General features: G+C 64.7%; 10 protein-coding genes and 1 tRNA gene. 5 read left to right on the top strand and 6 right to left on the bottom strand.

Translation table 11 applies throughout. The features are described from left to right. The first annotated feature begins 290 nt into the window (after positions 1 to 290). The 4 genes from ACDC66_RS04320 (at position 291) to ACDC66_RS04305 (ending at position 6,610) form a co-directional block, all read left to right on the top strand. Entirely contained in the window at positions 291 to 3,167 is a 2,877-nt protein-coding gene (locus ACDC66_RS04320; RefSeq protein WP_376695440.1) for a ligand-binding sensor domain-containing protein, read from the top strand. 182 nt (positions 3,168 to 3,349) lie between these two features. Then, entirely contained in the window at positions 3,350 to 5,623 is a 2,274-nt protein-coding gene (locus ACDC66_RS04315) for a diguanylate cyclase (RefSeq protein ID WP_376695439.1), read from the top strand. Positions 5,624 to 5,719: 96 nt separating this feature from the next. Continuing rightward, positions 5,720 to 5,796, top strand: a tRNA-Asn gene (locus ACDC66_RS04310). Positions 5,797 to 5,860: 64 nt separating this feature from the next. After that, complete coding sequence (locus ACDC66_RS04305; protein WP_376695438.1) at positions 5,861 to 6,610, top strand: SOS response-associated peptidase; 750 nt, start codon at positions 5,861 to 5,863, stop codon at positions 6,608 to 6,610. Here the strand turns inward: ACDC66_RS04305 and ACDC66_RS04300 are convergent. Together ACDC66_RS04300 and ACDC66_RS04295 are read right to left on the bottom strand one after the other, a co-directional pair. Continuing rightward, positions 6,607 to 8,034: a Y-family DNA polymerase gene (locus tag ACDC66_RS04300; protein ID WP_376695437.1), complete on the bottom strand. Its 1,428-nt coding sequence runs from the start codon at positions 8,032 to 8,034 to the stop codon at positions 6,607 to 6,609. The genes ACDC66_RS04305 and ACDC66_RS04300 overlap by 4 nt on opposite strands. Next, complete coding sequence (locus tag ACDC66_RS04295) at positions 8,015 to 8,677, bottom strand: SOS cell division inhibitor SulA (RefSeq protein WP_376695436.1); 663 nt, start codon at positions 8,675 to 8,677, stop codon at positions 8,015 to 8,017. Before ACDC66_RS04295 ends, ACDC66_RS04300 begins: the two co-directional genes overlap by 20 nt. 86 nt (positions 8,678 to 8,763) lie before the next feature. Here ACDC66_RS04295 and ACDC66_RS04290 point away from each other — a divergent pair, with 86 nt between their 5' ends. After that, positions 8,764 to 12,387, top strand: coding sequence for an error-prone DNA polymerase (locus tag ACDC66_RS04290; RefSeq protein ID WP_376695435.1), 3,624 nt, complete (start codon positions 8,764 to 8,766; stop codon positions 12,385 to 12,387). Positions 12,388 to 12,575: 188 nt separating this feature from the next. On the opposite strand, the gene ACDC66_RS04285 is transcribed toward ACDC66_RS04290, so the two are convergent. The 4 genes from ACDC66_RS04285 to smc all read right to left on the bottom strand — a co-directional run bounded on the left by ACDC66_RS04285 (position 12,576) and on the right by smc (position 19,500). Then, positions 12,576 to 13,016 (bottom strand): universal stress protein, encoded by a 441-nt coding sequence (locus ACDC66_RS04285; protein WP_376695434.1) that lies wholly within the window; start codon positions 13,014 to 13,016, stop codon positions 12,576 to 12,578. A gap of 88 nt (positions 13,017 to 13,104) precedes the next feature. Next, the gene (gene ligA / locus ACDC66_RS04280; protein ID WP_376695433.1) at positions 13,105 to 15,129 is read right to left on the bottom strand and encodes an NAD-dependent DNA ligase LigA; all 2,025 of its coding nucleotides are present in this window, start codon (positions 15,127 to 15,129) and stop codon (positions 13,105 to 13,107) included. Between the two features lie 11 nt (positions 15,130 to 15,140). Continuing rightward, the gene (gene zipA / locus ACDC66_RS04275; RefSeq protein ID WP_376695432.1) at positions 15,141 to 15,872 is read right to left on the bottom strand and encodes a cell division protein ZipA; all 732 of its coding nucleotides are present in this window, start codon (positions 15,870 to 15,872) and stop codon (positions 15,141 to 15,143) included. A 142-nt stretch (positions 15,873 to 16,014) separates the two neighbouring features. Then, on the bottom strand, positions 16,015 to 19,500 hold the full coding sequence (smc, locus tag ACDC66_RS04270) for a chromosome segregation protein SMC (protein ID WP_376695431.1): 3,486 nt from the start codon (positions 19,498 to 19,500) through the stop codon (positions 16,015 to 16,017). Positions 19,501 to 19,559: the final 59 nt, after the last annotated feature.

Raw genomic sequence — 19,559 nt, 5'->3', positions numbered from 1 at the left:
GCGCCGTAAGCGATCAGACCCGGGTTTCATGTCCGGCACCGCCGGGCAAACCGCGAATTGTATACCCGAATGGCCGATGATTCATGCCCCGGCACCCCGTTTTCCGTGACGAAAACATTTGTAAAAGGCTTGTATCGGACAACAGGGGGTGCCCATAATGCAACGCTGGTACCGGGCGCAGCGCGGTCCGGGGGGATCACAAAGCCCGAATGCGCGCGACCCGGACGGAGTCCGGCGGCATTCTTCGGGAAGGGATAATGCGCCAAATCTTCTGTCTGACGGCAGCTTGCTTGCTGTTGTATTCCATCGTATTCGACCTGGCTCAGGCCCAGGTCGGCCAACTGCCGTTCAATGAACTGCATCGCCAGACCTGGACCACGCGCCAGGGTCTCCCGCACAACACGATCAACGACATTGCCCAGACCCCGGACGGCTACCTGTGGTTCGCGACCTGGGAGGGAATCGCACGCTACAACGGCCATCGCTTTCGCCTGTTCGAACGCGGTCCGATCACCGGTCTGCCCGATGCGGGCTCCCTGTCACTCTCGGTCGACCAGCGGGGCAGACTGCTGGCAGCCGGTGCCCGCGGCGGCCTGTCCCTGACCGATGGCCGGCAATGGCAACCGTTGTCGACCGCGACCACCATGATTTCGCATGCCGTTATCGATGGCCGAGAGCAGCTCTGGGTTGCCACCCAGGGTGGTGGCATCATCCGGCGCCAGCTGGACGAGAACAACACGATGACCGCGCAGGAAATCCTTCTGCCGGGCGCGTCGGCCTACCAGATCCTGGCGGACGAACGGGGTATCTGGGCCGCCACCTCGGAGGGACTGTTGCGCGCCACGCATGATGGAGAGCACCGTCTGGTCGGGGCCGGCCAACTGCCCCCGGTTCCGGCGCTTGGGCTGCTTGAAGACGCCGACGGCCGCTTGCTGGTGGGCACCGAACAGGGGCTATACGTGCGCAACGCCCCCGATGAACGGTTCGAGCTCCTGCATGAAGCATTCGAAGACCTGGCCGTCAGCACGTTGCTCGAGGACGACAGCGGGGCACTCTGGATCGGCACCATCAACTCGGGCCTGTTTCGTCTCAACGAACAGGGCGTCCAGCGACTCGGTACCGATGAGGGGCTGCCCAATAACCGCGTGGTATCGCTGTTTCAGGATTTCGAGCAAAGCCTCTGGGTCGGCACCAACGGCGGCCTGTTACGGCTGCGTTCGGCGCCGTTTGTGACCACAACCCGCGACCAGGGCCTGGCCGGCAACTACGTACGTGCCGTCATGCCGCATTCCGACGGCAGTCTCTGGGTCGGAACCAGTGAAGGCGTCAGCCGCATCGACGGCGACCAGGTTCAGACCATTCGTGACGGCGACCGCGCCCTGCCCCTGTCCATCCTCAGTCTCGCTGAGTTACCGAACGGCGATGTGCTCATCGGCAGTCATTCCGACGGCATCCTGCATTGGCGCGAGGGCCGAATCGTGGCGCGCCACGATCGCAGCTCGGGATTACCGTCCAACGACATCCGGTACCTGCACGTCGAAAGTGACGAGGAGATATGGGTGGCAACGGCCAATGGCCTGGCGCGACTCAACCAGGACGGCACACAGGTCTTCATGCCCGAGGATGGGCTGCCCGGCGATTTCATCATCGCCATAAAGGAAGACAGCCGGGGGGAAATCTGGATCGGCACCGGTTTCGGGATGGCGCGTTTCAGGGGTGACGACTTCGAGCCCATTTCCCTGCACCACCTCGACGAAACCATGTACGTCTACGGCATCCATGAAGACCGTGAGCGGTACTTGCTGTGGCTGGCCACTGACCGCGGCCTGATCCGCTACGACCCGGAAACGGGGCATGCCGACCTCGTCGGACGAGACGCGGGCATGCCCGTCGACAAGCTGTTCCATGTGGTGGACGATCGCCACGGTGCTTTCTGGCTGACCAGCAATCGCGGCATCATCCGGGTCATCAAGAGCGAGGCCAAAGCGGTGGCCGATGGCCGAAGCGACACCATCGATTTCGAGCTCTACACCGAAGGCGACGGCCTGCTGAGCGCGCAGGCCAACGGTGGTGCCGGGCCGCCTGCCACCTGGCACAAGGGTCGCGTGTGGGTCGCCACGGCAGTCGGCCTGGCCCGGGTCGATCCAGAGCACCTCACTCGCTATGAGAACACCGCGCTGCCGGTCAGCATCGAGCACTTCGAGGCCGACGGCGACAACCGGCCGATCGGCGAATCCATCAACCTTGATGCGGGCACCGAACGGGTCGTGGTCCAGTATGCCGGACTCGGTTTCATCATGCCCCAGCGAATTCGTTACCGGACGAAGCTGGAAGGCTTCAACGACGAATGGGTCGATCGCAGGGGGCAAAACGTCGCCGAGTACACCAATCTCGGCCCCGGCGAGTACATCTTTCACGTATCGGCTGCCTACCCTTACGGCGACTGGACCGGCTCCAAATCCACCCTTCGTTTCACCATTGCGCCCCTGCCCTGGCAGCGCGCCTGGTTCTGGGTGCTGGTCGCCCTGGGCCTGCTCGGGCTGGTGGCGCTCGCTACGCAGTGGCGAATGCGCCGGCTCGAGATGCGCGCCCATCACTTGCGGGTCCAGGTCGAGGAAAAGACGCGTGAACTCAAGCAGCAGGCTGAAAACTTCGAGCGCCAGGCCCGCATCGACCAGCTTACCGGCCTGGCCAACCGACGCGCTTTCGATGAATGGCTGGCGGAAGAGTTCCGGCGTAGCCGTGACGAGGACCGCCCACTGAGCCTGGTCATCATGGATCTGGATCATTTCAAGCGGGTCAACGACGAATACTCGCACCTGGTCGGCGACGAAGTCATGTGCATCGTGGCCGACGTGCTTCGCAAGCATGTCCGTGCCGGCGATCAGGCGGCGCGCTGGGGGGGAGAAGAGTTCACATTGACCTTTCATGACATCGACGGCGATCGGGCCGCGCAGATCAGCGAGCGCATCCGGGAATCGATCGAAGCAACCGACTTCGGCCAGCTCGCGCCCGGCTTGCACATCACGGCCAGCTTTGGCGTAAGCGACAACCGCCATACGCACAGCTATGAGGATCTACTTCGACAGGCCGATCACGCACTCAAGCTTGCCAAGACAGAGGGCCGAAATCGGGTTTCGATGCACTCTTCTTCCAAAAATTCGTGAAACACTGCTCGAATGCCCGAAGATTTTGAGCCTCACCGCAAATCAGGCCTGAAACGACTTCGCTATACTGACGGGCTGAAGTTTTCAAAGGGGTACAAACACTTGAACCGGCTCGGATGCATCCGGCTCGTTGGCCACGCATTCCCTGCTTGCATACCCTCCTTGTTCAGGGACAGTTGCGCATGAGTCGTTTCCCGATTGATTCCCGCCGAAGCGGAAAGACCATTGCATCGGCAACCGTCGGCTTGCTCGTGACCGTCTTGCTGATCTGGTCGGTCGTCGACGAGTGGCGATTCGCGCAAGACAGGATCGGCGTATTCATCAGCGAAACCGAACAGGGCATCGTTATCGACGATGTCGAGCCCGACACACCGGCGGCAGAAGCCGGGCTGCAGGGCGGCGACCGGCTCCTCAGTCTCGAAGGCGACACCTTTTCGACCCTCGCCGAACTCGACGGGATATTCGAGCGTCACCAGGAACCCGGCAAGCCGATTCGAGGCCAAGTCGAGCGTGACGGCCGAACGGTCGATATCAAGCTCACACCCGGCATTGCCCTTGATCTTGCCGGCCTGCTCGCCAAGTTCGTGCTCGTCGCGGCCTACTTGGGTCTCGCGGCACTTGCAGTCCGCTATCAAAAGCAGGATGAAAGGGCACGGATTCTTACCATCTTCGTCGCCCTCGTCGCGATCGAACTGGCCATGCCCTTCGGTCATACCCTGGGCGCCTGGGCCATCATCGCCAGCCTGCTCTTCTGGCTTCTGTCCACCGGCGCGCAAATCGCCCTGGAACTGCATCTCGTCAGCCTTATCCCGGAGCGGCTGCCCGTCCTGAAACGACACCCTCGACTGGTCTGGGGCTTCTACGCCATCGGGGCCGGAACCGGCCTCGCCCTCGCGACCCTGGCCGTCCATCAGTGGTATTTTGCCGCTCCCGGCGGACCCGACCTGCTGGCCGTGGCGGAAACAACGGTATTTCTCGGCTGGGCCATATCGGTCGCCGGCATCCTCTCCTGGCAGGCCTGGCGGGCGACATCTGCACGCGCAACCAACCAGGCGCTCATGGTGCTCGCCGGACTTCTGCCCTGGGTCATCTACGTCCTTGTCTCGAGCTTGTGGTCGGGCTGGATGGAGCTGGACCAGAACATTGCCGAACACATCGAAAACATCGTTCTGCTGATCTTCCCGGCCACGGTCTTCCTGGCGATTTTCCGCTACGGTCTCTTCGACGTCGAATCACTTGTCCGGCGAGGCCTGGTCTACGGCTCGGTGGCCGTTCTGGTCATCATCGTGCTTTACACGTTACTGACCACGGCCCTGCCTCTGTTCGAACGCGAGCTGGGCACCCAGGCCGGTCAGTGGATCATCACCGCCTGCGCGCTTCTGATCGGCGTCCTGTTTCGCCCCCTCCGGCACGGTATCGAACGCCTGGTCGAGCGAGGATTCTTTCCCTCGCGCCGGGCGTTGCGTTATCTCCTCATCCAGGTCGCGCGCGGCCTGTCCACGCAGAATCGGCTCGAAAGCCTCATCCAGCAGCTTGCCAATGACACCCGGGAGGCGATGGACCTGAGCTGGTCGGCGGTCGTGGCCGTGGACGAACCACAGAAAGGCCTGACCACGGCATTCAGCGAGGGCATCGAGCCGGAACAGCGGGATCGACTGACCTGGCTACTGAACGAACATTCCGAAGCGTTCGAGATCCTCGACCGCCTGCGTCGCCCGATCACCGTCAACAGACTTCAGCGACAGAACGAGCAAGCGGCCGAAGATCTGAGGGGGACGGGTGCAGAAGTGCTGCTTCCCCTCTATTTCCAGCGCCGAATGATCGGCATTCTCTGCCTGGGCAGGAAGCTCAGCGGCGAGCTGTTCCGCCGCGAAGAGATCGAGCTGCTCGACCTGTTCTCGCACCAGATCGCCACCAGCCTGGAGAACCTGCGCCTGTTCCAGGATGCCACCTACGAGGAACTAACCGGCCTGTTGCGCCGCGAAGTCGTTTTGCGCCAGCTCGATACCGAAGCTGCCCGCGCCGTTCGAAAGAATACCCCCCTGTCCGTGTTCATGATCGATCTCGATCACTTCAAGGCGGTCAACGACACCCACGGCCATCTTTTCGGCGACCGAATCCTCGCCCGCGTCGCCGGCGTGATGCGCGAACGGGTGCGTGCCGTCGATGCACTGGGGCGCTACGGCGGCGAAGAGTTTCTGCTGGTGCTTCCCGACACCGACAAGGAAGGCGCGCACAAGCTCGCCGAGGAACTGCGCGGTGCAGTCGCCGAGATGACGTTCCAGGTTCCCAACGAAAGCGGCACGGTGGGCGTGACGATCTCGATCGGTACGGCTACCGCAATACCCAACGATGACGACGCAGGCGAGCTCGCAGCCCGACTATTGCGCGGCGCCGATGACGCCGTATTCCGGGCCAAGTCCGGCGGCCGCAACCGCATCGTCGACGGGTCCTGAGGCGAGCGTGTCGACTGTCTCCCGGATGCTTCAAAAATTTCTGGCAAGTCGCTTGACGAACCAGACTGCATTAAGCACAATATGCGGCTTCACGATTCCCCGGTAGCTCAGCTGGTTAGAGCGGGTGACTGTTAATCACTAGGTCGTTGGTTCGAATCCGACCCGGGGAGCCAGATTCGAAAAGGCCCTGCGCGGTATCATCCGTTCAGGGCCTTTTTCATTTCCGGGGTATGTCCGATGTGCGGACGCGGCGGTCACGAATTCTCCTGGCGCCAGGTCTACGAGTATCTCGACCTGTTCGGCACCCCGCCCGACGACGGGCTGCGCTTGCTCAATGTGGCGCCTTCCACGCGCCGTGGCAATTCAGTGCGCTGGACCGTCCTGCCTGTGGTCACGCCCGATGATCAGGGGCGCCGTGTTCTCCACCACATGATCTGGCCGCTGATTCCCGCCTGGATGAAGGGTGATCTGCCCAAGTTCTCGACCGCCAACTGCCGCAGCGAGCCGGACCAGCCGTTCTCGCGGACCGTGGCGAAGAAGCCCACCTTCCGCAGCGCCTGGAAGCACGGTCGGCGCTGCCTGGTGCCCTTCTCCTGGTTCTACGAATGGGACCAGCGCAGCAAGCCCAAGCAACCCTGGCGGGTGATGCCGACCGATGAACCGATGCTGGTCTTCGCCGGCCTGTGGGACGAATCGACCACACGCGACGGCGAGACGCGCCAGTCGTTTACCCTCATCACCACCGAACCCAACGGCCTGCTGCGCGAGATCGGCCACCATCGCGCGCCGGTCATGCTCAACGCGAACCAGTGGTCCACCTGGCTGGGCGGCTCGCCCGAAGAGGCCGAGCAGTTGCTCACCCCGCCACCGGAAGACAGCCTGCGCGCCGAACCCGTAACCACGAAGGTCAACAATCCCGAATATCAGGGGGAGGATTTGCTCGAGCCCATCGAATTACCGAAGGGCCAGGCCGGGCTGGACCTTTAATCAAACAATCCATGAATGAACCATCCCTCCCTCGGCTGGTGTTCGTGGAAGACCCACAGCCGACGACCATGGCGGTCGCGGGCGACGAAATAGTCGCGGCGGCAGTCTTCCTCGTCCCACCAGCCGGCTTCAATGCGCTCCGGCCCTTCTTCCAGGTGCAGGTTCTCGCGTCGGCAGGGCCTTGGTGCGGGCAAGAGCCAGGTCGGTCGCGGCCGTTCGTCCTCGCAGCGCACCGAGGTGCCCGGCTCGACCCATCGCCAGGCCTTCTCCGGGCGATGGTCCGGCTGCGGCGCCAGGCCGGACAAACCGTCGTCGCCCAGGCGGGCGCGCAACCGGTCCAGCAACGCCGGCCAGGCATCACCCCGGTTGTTGCCGCTCCATAAGTCCGCTTGTGGCGGGCGGTGCTCGCCGGTGCTTTCGGCGTTGAGTTCGACGGCTTCCACCGGCCCCGGCAACTCAAGGCTCTCGAGCTTGAGCGCGAGCAGTTCCAGCAAGCGTTCCTCGTCCATGCCGGGGCGCGACAGCCCGACCCGAATCGGCACGCTGCCGCCGCCGTCCTCGCGCTCGAGTGTCACGTGCAAGCGCGTGAGCGCCCGGTCACGGACTTCGAGCCAATGCGCCATACGGGCGACGGCGCGGCGCAACACGAACAGCAGGGCCGAACTGTCGCTGCTGGCCGCCGGTAGTTCCAGGCGCAGCCGGAACGTCTCCGGCGGCTGCCAGGCGACCAGCGGCATGGGCAACCGTCCTTCCAGGCAGGCCAGGTGCCGGTTCAGGTCCGGCCCGAAGCGCCGGGCCCGCTCGGGCTTCGGCAGGCGCAGCAGTTCGGCCACGGACTTCAGGCCGCAGCCGGCCAGGTCATGTGCCTGTCTCTCATCCAGGGCCAGCGCGGCCAGGGGCAGGCCGTGCAGCTTCTCGTGCATGACGCCCGGACTGGCGGCATGCAGGCCGTGGCGGGCGAACAAGCGGGCCGTGGCCGCCACCGGCGCCGAACCGGTCCGCACCGGCAGACCCTCGCGTTCGAGCTGTGCGCAGAGTGTCTCGACCAACGGCCGCAGGCCACCGTAGAGGCGCCGGCTGCCGGCAATCTCGAGCAATACACTGTCGGGGGGCGCCTGAACCACGTTGCTGCTGGCCCGCCATGCGCCCAGTGCCAGCTGCTCGAGCAGGGCTGCTTCGGCCTGCGAATGGTGCGGCCGGCTGTGCAGGGCCGGGGCGACGGCCAGCGCCGTGCTCAGGGGCTGGCCCGGCGAGACCCCGGCCCGTTGCGCGGCCGCGCCGGCCTGAAGGATTACGTGGCGACCGCGCCGATAGCCGTGCACGGCATGCAGCTCGGGCCGCTCCGGATCGCATTCCCAGGCCGCCAGCAAGGGCAGCTGCGGGCAGTACAGGCCCAGCCACAGTTCACTGCTCCGAGCGGGCATGACGACGATAACAGGACAGATCGATAACGGATTCGGAAGCCGGGCTCAGGTGTTTCGACTCGACCAGGCCGGCCGGGCTGCGCAACAGTTCGACTTCCGGGCCCGGACTCAGCCCCAGACGCAAAGCCGAGACCGATGGTGGTGGCTGCTGTTCCGGACGATAGACGACGAAGGTCGGCCCCGGACTCTGTTCGGCGGCCAACTGCAGGCGGCGTACGGCCCGTTCCCCGACCCGTCCCGCCGGTGGCCAGACCGCAATGCTGCCGCACAGCCCGCTTTTCAGGCATTGCTCGGCCGCCCACAGCACTTCCCCGGCCTCGCGCACCACGATCAGATGCTCGAGCACCACGCCCGCCTTGATCAGGGCCTGCGGCCCCGGCACCAGCATCGGCCCGGCCAGCACCACCGGCTGACCCTGCTGCGTACAGCGGGCCAGCAGCGGCAGTAACAGGCCCAGCTCGCCGCAACCGCTCACGCGCGGCAGGAGTTCGGTCAGCCGGCCCAGCGGCCAGCCGCCACCGGGCAGGCCGTGATCGAGCCAGTCCAGGCCGGTGGGCGCGGCCGGAAAGGACCTGCGGGCGCGCCCGCGCCACAGGTCGGGCCGGCGATCCAGCAGTTGTTCAAGTCGTGCCTGGGCGGACATTGCGGACTCCATGTGGATGGACCAGAATACTATATAAATTTATAGTTTCTCAAAATCCGCGAATTCCCGAACCCAACGGAGCTTCTGTGCCCGAGCCATCCACATCCCCGCCCGAATACGCTGAACTGCATGCGCTCAGCGCCTTCAGTTTCCGGCGCTCGGCCGCACATCCGGAAGCACTGGTCCGGCGCGCCGCCGAGTGCGGCTACTCGGCGCTGGCAGTCACCGACGAATGCTCCATGGCCGGCGTGGTGCGCGCCCACGAGGCGGCCCGGGAACACGGGGTTCATCTCATCGTCGGCAGCGAGTTTCGTCTCGGCGGGCTGCACCTGGTGCTGCTCGCCCCCGATCGTGGTGCCTACGCGCAGATCTGCTGCCTAATCACCCGCGCGCGCCGGCGCGCCGACAAGGGGGAATATCGGCTTGAGGCCGCGGATCTGGACGAGGGCCTCGAGAACGTGCTGGCGATCTGGAAACCGACACGGCAAGTGGAGAAGAACCCACTTGATCGTGTCGTCCCGGCCGAAGAGCCGGGACCTCGCACGTTCGGCGGCGGCACGGCATGGATGAGAGATGCCGCCAGGTGCGAGGTCCCGGATAACCGCTTCGCGGTTTCCGGGACGACACAAGCAGCCAACGAAGTTCTTGCCACCTGGCTCAAGCAGCGCTTCGGCAACCGCCTGTGGCTGGGCGCGAGCCGTCTGCTCACCCCGGGTGAGCGCGAATGGTTTCGCGAGCTCGAACAGCTGGGTAAACGTCACGGCATCCCGCGGCTGGCCTGCGGCGATGTGCGCCTGGCGGTGAGGGACGACAAACCGCTGCTGGACGTATTCACCGCGCTGCGCATGGGCCGGCCGGTGGCCGACTGCGGCCTGGCCCTGGCCGCCAGCGGTGAGCAGCACCTGCGCCCCCGCGAAGTCCTGGAAAAGCTGTATCCGGCCGAATGGCTGGCCGAAACCCTGCGACTGAGTGCGCGTTGCCGTTTCTCGCTCGACGAGCTGAACTATCACTATCCGCGCGAGCTGGTGCCGCAACCGCTCAGTCCCATCCAGCACCTGCGCCAGCTCACCCTCGCCGGCGCCCGCAAGCGCTACGGCGGTCCCGTTCCGGGAAAGGTCAGCGCCCTGCTCTCGCGCGAGCTGGCCCTGATCGAGGACATGGGCGTGGAAGCCTTCTTCCTGACCGTGCACGACCTGGTCGAGTTCGCCCGCTCGCGCGGCATCCTCTGCCAGGGCCGCGGTTCGGCGGCCAACTCGGCGGTGTGCTACTGCCTGGGGGTGACCGAGGTCGACCCGTCGAAACAGCAGCTGCTGTTCGAGCGCTTCCTGTCGAAGGAACGCAACGAGCCGCCGGACATCGACGTCGACTTCGAGCACGAGCGGCGCGAGGAGGTGCTGCAGTATGTCTACGAAAAGTACGGCCGCGAGCGCGCCGCCCTGGCCGCCACCGTCATCTGCTACCGTCCGCGCAGCACCATGCAGGATGTCGGCCGCGCGCTGGGTTTCGAGCCCGAGCGCATCAACCGCCTGACCGCCTCGCTGGCCTGGTGGGACCGGCCCGAGATCTGGCCCGAACGCCTGCGCGAGTGCGGTCTCGATCCGGATGCGGCGATCACGAAATGCTTGCTCGAACTGACCGATCGCCTGATCGGCTTCCCGCGCCATCTCTCCCAGCATGTCGGCGGCATGGTCATTTCCGATACCCCCCTGCACGAACTGGTGCCGGTGGAAAACGCCGCCATGGCCGATCGCACCATCATCCAGTGGGACAAGGACGACCTGGAAAGTCTGGGCCTGCTCAAGGTGGACTGCCTGGCACTGGGGATGTTGACGGTGATCCGGAAAGCGATGGAGCTGGTGAACTCGAAGAGCAAGCACCAAGCACCAAATACCAAAGCGAAGAGCAAGTACCAAGCACCAAATACCAAATCACAAACAAATTCGAATGATCGAAATTCGAATGTTCAAAACAAAACCTCGTCCGTCGCGGATGTAACCGCGACCTACAGCAAGGGCACCAACGAGCCAACCAGCGAACGAGCGAACGAGCGAACGAAAAAACCAGCTAAGGCACAAGAACTGACGCTGGCAATGATCCCCCGCGAAGACGCCGAGACCTACGACATGCTCTGCCGCGGCGATGCGGTGGGGGTTTTCCAGGTCGAGTCGCGGGCGCAGATGGCGATGCTGCCGCGTCTGAAGCCGCGCTGTTTCTACGATCTGGTCATCGAGGTGGCGATCGTGCGTCCCGGCCCGATCCAGGGCGACATGGTCCATCCCTACCTGGAACGTCGGGCCCGCCCCGAGCAAGTCAGCTATCCCAGCCCGGAGTTGAAAAGCGTTCTCCAGCGCACCCTGGGCGTGCCGATCTTCCAGGAACAGGTCATGCAGATCGCCATGGTCGCGGCCGGATTCAGCCCCGGCGAGGCCGACCAGCTCAGACGCGCCATGGCCGCCTGGCGCCGGCGCGGTGGCCTGGAGCCGTTCCGCGAACGGCTGCTGACGGGCATGCGCGAGCGCGGCTACTCCGACGAGTTCGCCGAGCGCATCTACAAGCAGATCTGCGGCTTCGGCGAATACGGCTTTCCCGAGTCGCACGCGGCCAGCTTCGCCCTGCTGACCTACGTCTCGTCCTGGCTGAAATGCCACCACCCGGCCGCCTTCGCCTGCGCATTGCTCAACAGCCAGCCGATGGGCTTCTATGCCCCGGCACAGATCATCAATGATGTGAAGCGCCATGGGGTGCGGGTACTGCCGGTGGATGTGCGCTATAGCGAATGGGATTGCGCGTTGGAAAGCAAGCACCAAACGGTGAAAAGCAAGCACCAAGAACCAAGCACCAAACTAAAGAGCAAGCACGAAGCACCAAGCACCAAATCCGAAACAAATTCGAAATTCGAATGTTCGAATGACCAAAACGAAACATCTGCCATCGCGGATACGACGGCGATCTACGCGAAGGGCACCAACAAGCGAACGAGCGAACGAGCGAACGAGCGAACGAGCCAACCGGCGATCCGGTTGGGTCTTCGCATGATCAAGGGCTTGCGCGAAGACGTGGCCGAGCGGATCGTGATTGCGCGCTCGCAACGCCCGTTCCGCGACGTCGATGACCTGACCGAACGCGCCGGACTGGACCGCGCGGCTGTGAGAAAACTCGCCGACGCCGGGGCACTCAAGGGGCTGGCCGGGCATCGCCACCGCGCCCGCTGGGCCGCGCTCGGGGCGCGGCGCCAGGGCGACCTGCTGGCCGATACCGAAATCCGCGAACAATCGGTGCAACTGTCCCTGCCGGACGCCCGGAGCGAGTTGCTCGACGACTACGCCAGCCTGGGGCTCAGCCTGGACCGGCACCCGCTGAAGCTGCTGCGTCCACGACTGGGGCGACAGGCTCTCAGAGCGAATGAACTGCCGCAACAGGCCGACGGGCGTCGCGTGTCGGCGGCCGGCCTGGTCACGCATCGCCAGCGCCCGGGCACGGCCTCGGGCGTGGTTTTCCTGTCGCTGGAAGACGAGACCGGCATCGTCAACGTGGTGGTCTGGCCGAAGCTGCTCGAGCGCTATCGCCGCGAGGTCCTCGGCAGCCGCATCCTGCGCGTGCACGGCAAGCTGCAGAACGTCGAGGGCGTATGCCACCTGGTGGCCGAACGGATCGACAGCCTGGATGCCTGGCTGACCGAACTCGACAGCCGATCGCGGGATTTTTGCTGAACCTGCATGAAAACAATGGAACCACGGAATACACGGAAAGCACGGACAGGCCCGCGGTTTCCGTTTCGATCATTCGAACATTCGAATTTCGAATTTGTTTGAGATTTGGTGCTTCGAAATTGGAATTTTATTCCCTCCGCCAGGGGCACCTCCCCTGGCGGACACACCGAACCTTATTCGCAAGCCAATCAGGTGATGATCGTCACCGGGCTCTTGGCATGGCGGCTGACCTTGTCGCTGACGCTGCCGAGCACCAGGCTTTTCATGCGCGACAGGCCGCGGCGGCCCATGATGACCATCACGCCCGGATCGTCCTCGGTGTAGCGCACGATTTCCTCGGCCGGGTCGCCGATCGAGGTTTCTTCCTCCAGATCTCCGGGCGCATCGTCGCCAAGAGCCTCGCGCGTTTTGTCGAAGGCGCGCTGGGCGGCGGCCTGGGCGGCCTGGTCGATGTCGTCGCGCGACATCCCGGCCATGCCGATGACCTCGACCGAAGCGGCCGGGAACACGTAGAACAGGCGCATCGGAACGCCCAGCGCCGAAGCCATGCTTGCGGCGAAGCGAGTCGCGCGGTTGGCATTGTCGGAGCCGTCGACCGGCACCAGCACTTCCTTGACCGGATGGTTCATGTCTGTCTCTCCTGCGTTGACTGTCATTATCGTAACCGGCTTCGATTCTGATTGACGAATCAACAGCCGGTCTTGACCTGAAACAAGTTCAGCCGCCGTGCGTCTCGAGCAGTTGCCCGAGTCCCGCCTCGTCGAACACCTCGATACCGAGCTCCTTCGCCTTGTCCAGCTTCGACCCCGGACTGTCACCGGCGATGACTGCCGTGGTGTTCCTGGATACGCTGCTTGTCACCCGCGCGCCCAGCGCTTCCAGCCGTTTCTTGGCCTGCGAACGCGTCAGCCCCGACAGCGAGCCGGTCAACACGTAGGTACAGCCGTCCAACGGCAGGTCACCGGCGTCGGCCGCCGCTTCTTCCGGCTCATAGCGCACGCCCGCGTCGAGCAGTTCCTCGATCACCTTGCGGTTGTGCGCCTCATCGAAGAAGGCGTGCACATGCCGGGCCACGACCGGGCCGACATCGCGCACGGACTCGAGATCTTCCACCGAAGCCCTGGAAAGTGCTTCGAGCGTGCCGAAATGTCTCGCCAGCGCCTGGGCCGTCACCGCCCCGACCTCGCGTATTCCGAGCGCGAACAGGAGCCGGCCCAGCGCCACGTTCTTGCTGTTTTCCAGGGCCGCGAGCAAGTTGTCGGCCGACTTCCCGCCCATTCGCTCCAGGCCCGCCAGCGTCTCTCGATCGAGGCGATAGAGATCGGCCGGACTGTGCACCAGGTCCTGTTCAACCAGCTGGGCAATCACCTTTTCACCCAGACCGTCGATATCCATCGCTGCACGGCTGGCGAAATGCTCCAGCGCGCGCTTGCGCTGGGCCGGACAGACCAGCCCGCCGCTACAACGGGCCGCGGCTTCGCCCTCGACCTGCTCCACCGCCGAGCCGCATTCGGGGCAGCGATCCGGCATCTGCCATGGCTCGAGCTCGCTCTCGCGCCGCTCGGGAATCGAGCGCACGACCTCGGGGATCACGTCGCCGGCGCGCCTGACCACGACGTAGTCGCCCGGGCGCACATCCTTGCGCCGCACTTCGTCGGCGTTGTGAAGCGTGGCATTGGTGACCGTCACCCCGCCGACAAATACCGGTTCGAGCCGTGCCACCGGCGTGAGCGCGCCGGTGCGCCCGACCTGCACTTCGATGCTGATCAGGCGCGTGACCTCTTCCTGGGCCGGAAACTTGTGGGCGATGGCCCAGCGCGGTGCACGCGAGACGAAGCCCAGCTCTTGCTGCTGGTCGAGGTCATCGAGCTTGTAGACCACCCCGTCGATGTCGTAGTCGAGCCGATCACGCCGTTCGCCGATGTCTTCGTAATAGTCCAGCAGGCCTTTCAGGCCGTGCACGGTGCGCGCCTCGGGACTGACCGGCAGGCCCATGCCTCTGAGCCGACCCAGGATTTCGGAATGGCGCCCCGGCAACTCCTCGGTGGTGGCGGCCTGGTAGCAGAAGAAGTGCAGCGGACGCCGCGCCGTTATTTTCGAGTCGAGCTGGCGCAGGCTGCCGGAGGCGGCGTTGCGCGGATTGACGAAGGTTTTCTCGCCGGCATCCGCCAGACCTTCGTTGAGTTCGGAAAATCCCGAGCGCGTCATGAAGATCTCGCCGCGCACTTCCAGAAGCTCGGGAATATCGTCACCGCGCAGCTTCAACGGAACAGCACGGATGGTTCGAACGTTGGCCGTCACGTCTTCGCCGCTGCGGCCGTCGCCGCGGGTGGCGGCAAGTTTCAGCTTCCCCTGTTCATAGCGCAGTGCGATGGCCACACCGTCGAGTTTGGGCTCCGCACTGTAGACGACTTCGTCGAGGTCGAGTTGCTCGCGTACACGCCGGTCGAACTCCGCGACCTCCTCCTCGCTGAACGCATTACCCAGCGACAGCATCGGAATGCGATGCGCCACCGTCGCGAACCCCTCGGCCGGCCGCGCACCGACGCGCTGGGTCGGCGAGTCGTCGGAAACCAGTTCGGGGTAGTCGGATTCGAGCTGCTGGAGCTCGCGCAGCAGGCGATCGTACTCGGCATCCGAGATAATGGGATCGTCGAGTACGTAGTAGCGATAGTTGTGCTCCTGCAGTTGCTCGCGCAGGGCGTCGATACGCGTCGCCGGTTCGGCTTGTCTGTCTGTCATGACCGGCTGCCCTACTCCGGCTTGATCATGCCCGACTGGCGGTCATACTCGCGCATCTCTTCTCGTATCTGGGCGATGCGCTGGCGCGTGAGCAGGCACTTGGCATCGTCGAGAATATCCGCCTCCAGAAGCTGGCTGATGCGTTCAGCAGTAGCCAGCATGGCATCCCAGGCATCCAGTGCGCTCACCGGCGCCGGCAAGGTCAGGAAAAGCGTTACACCCGGGGTATCGAAGACGTTCCACTGCGACGGATCGAAATGTCCCGGCGGCGTCAGATTGGCCATGGAGAAGACGGGATTCTTCGCCCCTTCGTGTCGGCGGTGGAAGATGTTCATCTCGCCGAAATTCAGGCCGGCCTTGATCGCGGCGTCGAGCAATTCCGACCCGCTGATGCGTTGTTCCCCTCGCCGGGAGATATAGAGATAGACGATCTTGTCGGGCGACTCGTGCGTCGTGGACTTTCCACGCGCCAGGTGTTCCCCCGCCGTCTCATCCGAGGCCTCCTCGACGGCCGGCCAGAGCGAAGCATTTTCAGGCTTCTCGCGCCCGTGCGTTCCTTCGGAGGAATCACCCCGGTCGGGGTCAGCGCGTCCGTCCTCGAAATCACCCAGAGTCGGTTCACGCCGGGCGGGGCGCCAGCGCGCGTGGTTGCGCTTGGATTCCCCGGCCGGCTTGTGCAGCAGCACGATCAGGGCCAGCACCACCAGACCGATCAGAATCAGGATCAGGCGCAGATTGTCCACTAGTGCACCCCCTTGCACTGTCGGCTCAGGCGCGCTCTGAATATTGCAGGATCAATGACGGTGTGCACTATCAACCTTGAGCGTTGCGGTGCCCAGAGTGTAACCGAAGCCGCCTATCCGACTCCCGACAATGCGGACCTCGTCAGGCTTGTGCGAGGGCCACGGCACGATCCAGATCGACCGATACCATTCGCGACACGCCCGGTTCACGCATGGTCACGCCCAGCATCTGGTGAGCGACCTCCATGGTGACCTTGTTGTGGGTCACGACCAGGAACTGCACCTGCTCGGACATTTCACGAACCATGTCGGAGAAGCGGCCCACGTTGGCGTCGTCGAGCGGCGCATCGACCTCGTCGAGCAGGCAGAACGGCGCCGGATTGAGATTGAAGATCGAGAACACGAAAGCCACGGCGGTGAGCGCCTTCTCGCCACCCGACAGCAGGTGGATGCGTGCGATACGCTTGCCCGGCGGGCGCGCCAGGATGGCGACCCCGGCCGACAGCCAGTCCTCACCGACCATTTCGAGATGCCCGTGGCCGCCGCCGAACAGGCGCGGGAACAGGGCTTCCATGTTCTTGTTGACCTGCTCGAAGGTCTCGCGGAAGCGCGTGCGCGTGTCGCGGTCGATGCGGCTGATCGCTTTCTCGAGCGTCTCGAGCGCCTCGACCAGGTCGTTGTGCTGGCGCTCGAGGTATTCGTTGCGTTCCGACTCCGCCTCGTATTCGTCGATGGCGGCCAGGTTGACCGGCTCGAGACGGCGAATCTTCTGTTCCAGCGATTCGAGCTCGTTCTGATACTTCTCGGCTGCCGCACCCTCGGGCAGCTCCGCCAGCAGCCCGTCCAGGTCGGCATCGAGTTCGGCGATGCGCCCGGCAATCGTCTCGGCCTTGAGCTGGGTTTCCTTGAGCGCGAGCTGGCGGCTGGACTGGTCGCCGCGGATCTGTTCGACTTCACCGGCGGCCTTCTGGCGAATTTCATCCTGCTCGCGCCAGCGCGCCTCGAGTGATTCGAGCTGCGAGCGGGCTTCGCGCAGACGTTCCTCGATCTTCAATCGCTCATCCAGGAACTCATCGCGCTTTTTCTGCTGGGCGGCGACGGGCTCGTCGCCCTGCGCCAGGGCCTCGCTGAGCTCGAGGTAACGCGACTGCAGCTGTCCGACCTGGTTGTCCATGCGCTCGATCGACTGGCGCAGGGACTCCAGGCCGGCCCGACTGGATTCGACCTTGAGCGACAGCTCCTCGCGCCGCTTCCTCGCTTCGGCCAGGCGGGCCCTCGCCTGCTGGCGGGTCTCGTCGAGTTCACGTCGTTCGCGCTGCAGCGGCTCGCGCCCGGCCTCGGCCTCCTGCATGCGCTCGAGGGCCGCCTCCATGTCCCGTCGGGCGGCGCTCACGGCCTCACCGTCTTCGGCCTGGCGCGCCTTTAGCGTCTCGACTTCCTCCAGGGCGGCCTTGCGCTGGCGTTCCAGGTTCTCCAGCCGGGATTCCAGGCTACTGAGCTGGCCCTGCAGACGAGCGTGTTCGCGCTGGCCGGATTCGAGCCCGGAACCCTCCTCCGAGAGTTCGGCTTCCAAGCGCTCGCGCTCGGCCCGCGTTTCGGTCAGCTGTGATTCGATCTCCGCGATGCGCTCGTCGTCGGTTTCGATCCGCTCGCCCAGCTCGCGGATTTCCTGTTCCCGCTGCAGGAGCCCGGAGTCGTCCGCCGCACCGGCCGGCTGCCGCAGCCAGCCCGCTCCCAGCCACACGCCCTCCGGCGTGATGACCGATTCATGATCGTCGAGGTCGGCCAGCTTGCTCTTCGCGGCGCCCAGATCGGTCACGCAGTAGACGCGGGAGAGTACGGCTCCGAGGGCCCCGGCGCCGCCCACCTTTTCGGCCAGCGTGCCCGGCCTGGCCGACGTTTCGCTGCCGTCGGCCATGCGCAGGCCGGCTTCGGGGAGGTCGTCACCGAGGTGCGCATCGACCCCGTCGACCCGAACCGCCTGAAGCCAGTCCTCGAGCACCGTTTCCACCGCGCGATTCCATTCCGGCTCGGAAATCTCGATCCGGTGCAGGATCCGGGCCTCGGCATCCAGGCCCTGCGTCTCCAGCCAGCGGGCGATATCCTCGTCATTGTCCTCGCCGCGGTTGAGCAAACGCAGGGATTCCACCCGCGTCTCGCGCTCGTGGCGCTCGGCCCGGGCCGTCTCGAGATCATTGCGCAGTTGCTCGATGCGAGAACGCAGTTCGCTCACGCGGGCGCGCTTGCTCTCGATGGCCTCGCGCATCTCGCCGATGCGCTTTTCGCTGGCGGCAATCTGCTCCTCGAGCCTGGATTTCTCCTCGGCCAGCCGTTCGGCCGCGGAATCACCGCTTTGCTCATCGAGCACCTTGAGCCGCTCGGCCGCGCGATTCATGCGGTCGTCGAGATGCTCGATACGCTGGCGCAGCAATTCGGCCTCGCTGGAGGCATTGCCCGCCCCTTCCTGGTGCGCCTGCCAGCGCTCCTGCCAGGACTCCAGCGCCTCGTCGACGCGTTCGACCTCGGATTGCGCTTCCTTTTCGGCTTCGCGCGCGGTCTCGAGCTCGGGATTGAGCCGCGCCAGGAGCTCGGAGTTTTCCTCGACCTGCGCCTTGTCCAGCACCAGGTGCTGCTTGAGTTCGTTGAGCTGGGATTCCGTCTCGCTGTATTCGGCTTGCTGGCGCTTGCGGATCTCGCGCTGGTGATCGATTGCCTGCTCGATGCGCGCGATCTCGCCGGCGACTTCATAGAGCTCGCCCTGCACTTTCGAGACCGCCTCACGGGACTGGTGCTGACCCTGGCGAAGTTCCTCGAGCTCCTTTTCCGCCGAGCGCTGGGTCGACAACGCCGACTGCAGCTGGTTCTCGACCTCACGCAGGGCCTTCTCCTCGCCCTCCGAGCGCGCCTTCATCTCGCGCCAGCGCAGGGCCATGAGCCGCGCTTCGTCGTCGCGATAGCGCGCCTTGAGCTTCTTGTAGCGCTCGGCCGCGTTGGCCTGGCGCTTGAGCTTGTCGAGATGCTTGGTGACCTCTTCGCGCAGGTCGCTCAGGCGCTCGAGGTTTTCGCGCGTGTGGCGGATGCGGTTCTCGGTTTCGCGCCGGCGTTCCTTGTACCTTGAAATCCCGGCGGCTTCCTCGAGAAAGGCGCGCAGATCCTCGGGCCGGGCCTCGACGATCTGGGAAATCATGCCCTGCTCGATGATGGCATAGCTGCGCGGCCCCAGGCCGGTGCCGAGGAAAAGGTTGGTAATGTCCTTCTTGCGGCACTTGGTGCCGTTGAGCCAGTAGCTCGACTGGCCGTCGCGCGTGACCTGGCGCTTGACCGAAATTTCGTTGTAGTCGGCGTACTCGCCACCGGCCCGGCCGTCGCTGTTGTCGAAGATCAACTCCACCGTGGCGGTGGCCACCGGCTTGCGCGAGCTCGAACCGGAGAAGATCACGTCGCTCATCGACTCGCCGCGCAGCTGCCGGGCCGAAGTCTCGCCCATCACCCAGCGCACGGCGTCGATGACGTTGGACTTGCCGCAGCCGTTCGGCCCGACGATGCCCATCAGGTTCGAGGGAAATTTGATCGTGGTCGGCTCCACAAATGACTTGAAGCCGGACAGTTTCATTGCGGTCAGTCGCATCGAGACAGAGTATCGCTTGGAGTTGTTGTAATGTACGCGCTTTCAACGCCAGGAAGCCG

It is taken from the genome of Wenzhouxiangella psychrophila, from assembly GCF_042310375.1.
In the GTDB taxonomy this organism is placed as follows: domain Bacteria; phylum Pseudomonadota; class Gammaproteobacteria; order Xanthomonadales; family Wenzhouxiangellaceae; genus Wenzhouxiangella.
Note: the sequence above shows the minus strand (reverse complement) of the source record. Positions and strands in the feature narration are given on the sequence as shown.

Excerpts from the sequence above, each read along its gene's own strand:
- ACDC66_RS04315 (WP_376695439.1), top strand. The coding sequence starts at position 3,350 with ATGAGTCGTTTCCCGATTGATTCCCGCCGAAGCGGAAAGACCATTGCA.
- ACDC66_RS04305 (WP_376695438.1), top strand. The coding sequence starts at position 5,861 with ATGTGCGGACGCGGCGGTCACGAATTCTCCTGGCGCCAGGTCTACGAG.
- ACDC66_RS04300 (WP_376695437.1), bottom strand. The coding sequence starts at position 8,034 with ATGCCCGCTCGGAGCAGTGAACTGTGGCTGGGCCTGTACTGCCCGCAG.
- ACDC66_RS04295 (WP_376695436.1), bottom strand. The coding sequence starts at position 8,677 with ATGTCCGCCCAGGCACGACTTGAACAACTGCTGGATCGCCGGCCCGAC.
- ACDC66_RS04285 (WP_376695434.1), bottom strand. The coding sequence starts at position 13,016 with ATGAACCATCCGGTCAAGGAAGTGCTGGTGCCGGTCGACGGCTCCGAC.
- ligA (WP_376695433.1), bottom strand. The coding sequence starts at position 15,129 with ATGACAGACAGACAAGCCGAACCGGCGACGCGTATCGACGCCCTGCGC.
- smc (WP_376695431.1), bottom strand. The coding sequence starts at position 19,500 with ATGCGACTGACCGCAATGAAACTGTCCGGCTTCAAGTCATTTGTGGAG.